General features: G+C 44.6%; 2 protein-coding genes and 2 pseudogenes. 1 reads left to right on the top strand and 3 read right to left on the bottom strand.

The genetic code is table 11. The features are described 5' to 3' along the window. Positions 1-217: 217 nt before the first annotated feature. Both O9332_RS07230 and O9332_RS07225 read right to left on the bottom strand, forming a co-directional pair. Positions 218-454 carry a NifU family protein gene (locus tag O9332_RS07230; RefSeq protein WP_002779291.1) on the bottom strand — a complete coding sequence of 79 codons (237 nt, stop codon included), beginning with the start codon at positions 452-454 and terminating at the stop codon, positions 218-220. A gap of 224 nt (positions 455-678) precedes the next feature. After that, positions 679-1,326, bottom strand: a complete 648-nt coding sequence (locus tag O9332_RS07225) for a DUF3386 domain-containing protein (RefSeq protein WP_002758934.1) — start codon at positions 1,324-1,326, stop codon at positions 679-681. A gap of 129 nt (positions 1,327-1,455) precedes the next feature. Here O9332_RS07225 and O9332_RS07220 point away from each other — a divergent pair. Further along, positions 1,456-3,413, top strand: a pseudogene (locus tag O9332_RS07220) (formylglycine-generating enzyme family protein). Between the two features lie 152 nt (positions 3,414-3,565). Here O9332_RS07220 and O9332_RS07215 read toward each other — a convergent pair. Further along, positions 3,566-3,702, bottom strand: a pseudogene (locus O9332_RS07215) (IS630 family transposase); the annotation flags it as partial.

The following is a 3,702-nucleotide window of genomic DNA, read 5'->3' as shown; positions in this document are numbered from 1 at the left end:
TAAATCCTTATCTGGTAAGAGACTTAATTGATTAGTTTGCTCTAGAGCAAAAACAATTGACAAAAATCGCTAAATGCCTTTCTATGTAAGGGTTCCATCCCTTATAACCCCCGTCCATTGCATAACACAAACCGAAGAGCCATATATAATTAATATTATGCCCGATCGCTAATTTAATTAGCAATCGGGCGGTGGTGAGAATTAATTAACCCAAGATTTAGAAAGCTTGTTCAACTTCGGCAATTTCGGGAATCACTTCCCGGAGACGACGTTCGATGCCCATTTTTAGGGTCATGGTGGAACTGGGACAGGAACCGCAAGCGCCTTGAAGACGCAGTTTGACGACCGGCCCGTCGATTTCGACTAATTCCACGTTACCACCATCCGCCATCAGGTAGGGGCGCATTTCATCTAAAACTTGTTCGACGTTATCGGGAGTCAGTGTTAAAGACATAATCAGCTTCTGGTCAGAGATTTATGAGAGTGTAAGTAAGTGGTTTCAATTAAATTGAAGATAGATATTGTCTTTGATCCCCCCTGCCCCCCTTGATAAGGGGGGATCCCCCCTTAATCCCCCCTTTGATAAGGGGGGTGCCGATAGGCGGGGGGATCCGACAATTTTTAACACCCACCTACTTAGTTACTTCGATCCTAACGCTTTTTGGGCGGGGATAACCCTTAAGATTCTAAAAGCTGCAGATTGATAAAAGTAAATTCTGTGGTGGATTTTTCGCCACCGACATCGATTGCGTTAATCACTTGACAGGAGGGTAAATAATAATTACCGATTTTTTCGTAGGTTTCCTTAAAGTCACGTTTTCCCTTTAATTCATCGGTTTTAGCATTGCGGAAAATGGCATTATAGCGAATAGAAATATAACCTTCTCCCGTATCGAGACTTTCCTCGGTATTAATAGTAAAAGCCATCGGTCCCATGACTCGACTGACTTGACAGATTTCCTGGCCGCGGACCTTATAATTAGACCCCATCGCATCGCCGGTGACAAGAATTTCTACCGCACCGGTGGGATCATCTTGCCCGAAATTAAACTGGTTTTTGCCGTGGGAAGCATCAAAATTGCCTCTTTTGCGGTGAGTAACGATGTCGCGCATTTGATTATAGATACTTTCTTGCACTTTCTCGTCATCAATGCCCGTTACTTCCACACTATAATCGGCATTAACTTGAATTTTGCCCGTATGGACTTCCTCCCCTTGGGTGAGGATAATATCGGCAGTGTAACCGGGAAATCCTTCATCCCAAGTGTAACGGTTTTCGTAGGCGGAGCGGAAAATATCTCGGGCGTTCGTCGTGGCTACAGTCATAATCGCTTTACTTGTGTTGATAACTCCATTTATATCATTGTCGCTGATTTTTTCGCCTCTGGCCGAGATTTCTAGCTGATCAAAAAATCGGGCTAAAATAGAAAAAACTCACCCTCAGCGACCAAGGCGATGGCAGAAGAAACGGCGAAAATCAAGCTTTATCGGAAAACCTATCAACTTCCCCAACTAAATCGCCCCGATTTATTGGTTTTGCAGGATCAGATTCAAGAAAGACAGCAACTGATTAAAACCGGAAAACGGGTTCGCAATACATGGTTAGGATTGAGGAAAAAAGAAGAACCCCTCAATTTCGAGGAAACTTTTCAAGAATTAGAAAGATTAGTCAAGGACTATAACCAGTTAATCAGATTTCTCACCGACCATAAGGATGAATACCGGCGGTTTTTTCTGGAACTGACCGAGGAAATCAAGGAGGCAGTGGCGGTTAAATGCCAGAAATTGGCAGAAACAGAGCGAAAACGCCAATCTTTGGAGAATAGCATCGGCTCGGCTGAACTGCGAGATACCCTGAGACTACAGAAACAGCAGATTTTCCGCACCGTGATTCTCGTTGGTCGCGCCAGCTTGCTCATGCTCAAGAAAATCGACCTAATCAGCGAAAGTATCCAGAAATTAGCTGAAGATCAGGATACACAAACACAAGTTTTCTCGAAAATGATCGGCGAGTTGAACGGGTACAAACAAGTGTATCAGTTGCAGCTGGAGTTAGATAGTCTGGAACAAGAAGCGATCGAAATGGCCAAAGTAGCCATTAATCTAGAACAATACCTAAAACCAATTATCGGACAGTTTCAAGGCTTAATCGAGCGAGTAGTGACCATTGACGGGGAACTTTCCCGCAGTGTCAGCGAGGTGGAATCCCTCGTCCAGAACATTCTCAGTTCCGAATCGGCGGTATCTTTCCGCAAAAACGAGAATCTATCGGCTAGTTTGCTCAATTTCCTCGTCACCAGCGAAGAAAAGCGCGTCCGTTTAGCGATCGCATTAGAGCGAGCCGAGCAGGAAGGATGGCAATGGACGGAAGTGGAAATCCCCGATGAGGAAATCGAACTGGAAACCGCCATTCAACGCATCAACAACCATGTAATCGAGAGAGTTGGGAATTTTAGCACCTCCGTCGTCGGTGACTCTCCTATTCCTCCCCTTCCTCAACCAGAGACACCCCTAGACAATAAAACTCCTTCTTCTTCATCAGATTGGATGATTCCATCTAAATCTGCTCAACCAGAGACAGCACTAGGCAATAAAACTTCATTTACCGAAAACCTACCCAATGGGATAACACTGGAGATGGTGAACTTACCAGCAGGTGAATTTCTCATGGGATCTCCTGACAGTGATTCTGATGCTTCCGATGATGAAAAGCCTCCACACCAAGTTAAAGTCAACAGTTTTGCGATTGGGAAATATCCAGTCACTCAGGCACAATATCAAGCAGTAATGGGAAACAATCCCTCTTATTTTAAAAATAATCCACAAAATCCGGTAGAACAGGTTAGTTGGAATGATGCTCAAGCTTTTTGTCAGAAATTGAGTCAAATAACTGGCAAAACCTATCGCCTCCCCACAGAAGCGGAATGGGAATATACCTGTCGTGCGGGGACTACTACTCGCTATTATTTCGGTGATGATGCTAATCAGCTAGGAGATTACGCTTGGTAAGCTAAACGGCTTTTACTTCGGATCACCGATATAGACTCCAAAAGGGTTATAGCTGTTGGATCATGCAGGTTAAGCGCCGTTTAGCTTATGACGGAAATTCTCAGGATAAAACTCATCCTGTGGGTCAGAAAAGGCCCAATGCTTGGGGACTCTATGACATGAGTGGCAATGTTTGGGAGTGGTGCGAAGACGATTGGCACGATAACTATATCGGAGCGCCGACGGATGGATCGGCGTGGTTTATCAAGAATGATAATCGTTCTCAGCCTACTAAGTGTCTGCGCGGCGGTTCTTGGGACTTCAACCCTAATCACTGTCGTTCTGCCGACCGCATCAGGGACAGCCCCGGCAACGACGACTACGGCATCGGTTTTCGGGTTGCGTGTGTCTCCCCAGGACTTTAACCCTTTGTTCTTTTGCTCTTTTGCCCTTTGTCTCCCGCCTAAGGGCGGGTCGATTTTTTTTTTTGAGCCGTAGGTTGGGTTGAGGAACGAAACCCAACCCAATTATTTAAAAGTGTTGGGTTTCACTATCGTTCAACCCAACCTTGTATACTTTAGACGTTCATAATCTGAGATTTATTAAACTTCTGAAATCGTAGAGTCAGCAAGGAATCCAGTTCTTTTTTATGTTTCAGATGGGCATCATTCAGACATTCATAAATAGCTGAAGAAAAGTCAGAAAAGTTCTCAT

It is taken from the genome of Microcystis sp. LE19-10.1B (assembly GCF_027530565.1).
Taxonomy (GTDB): domain Bacteria; phylum Cyanobacteriota; class Cyanobacteriia; order Cyanobacteriales; family Microcystaceae; genus Microcystis; species Microcystis aeruginosa.
This window is presented reverse-complemented; position numbering and strand designations above follow the sequence as displayed.

Coding starts and splice junctions, on each gene's coding strand:
- O9332_RS07230 (WP_002779291.1), bottom strand. CDS start 454: ATGTCTTTAACACTGACTCCCGATAACGTCGAACAAGTTTTAGATGAA.
- O9332_RS07225 (WP_002758934.1), bottom strand. CDS start 1,326: ATGACTGTAGCCACGACGAACGCCCGAGATATTTTCCGCTCCGCCTAC.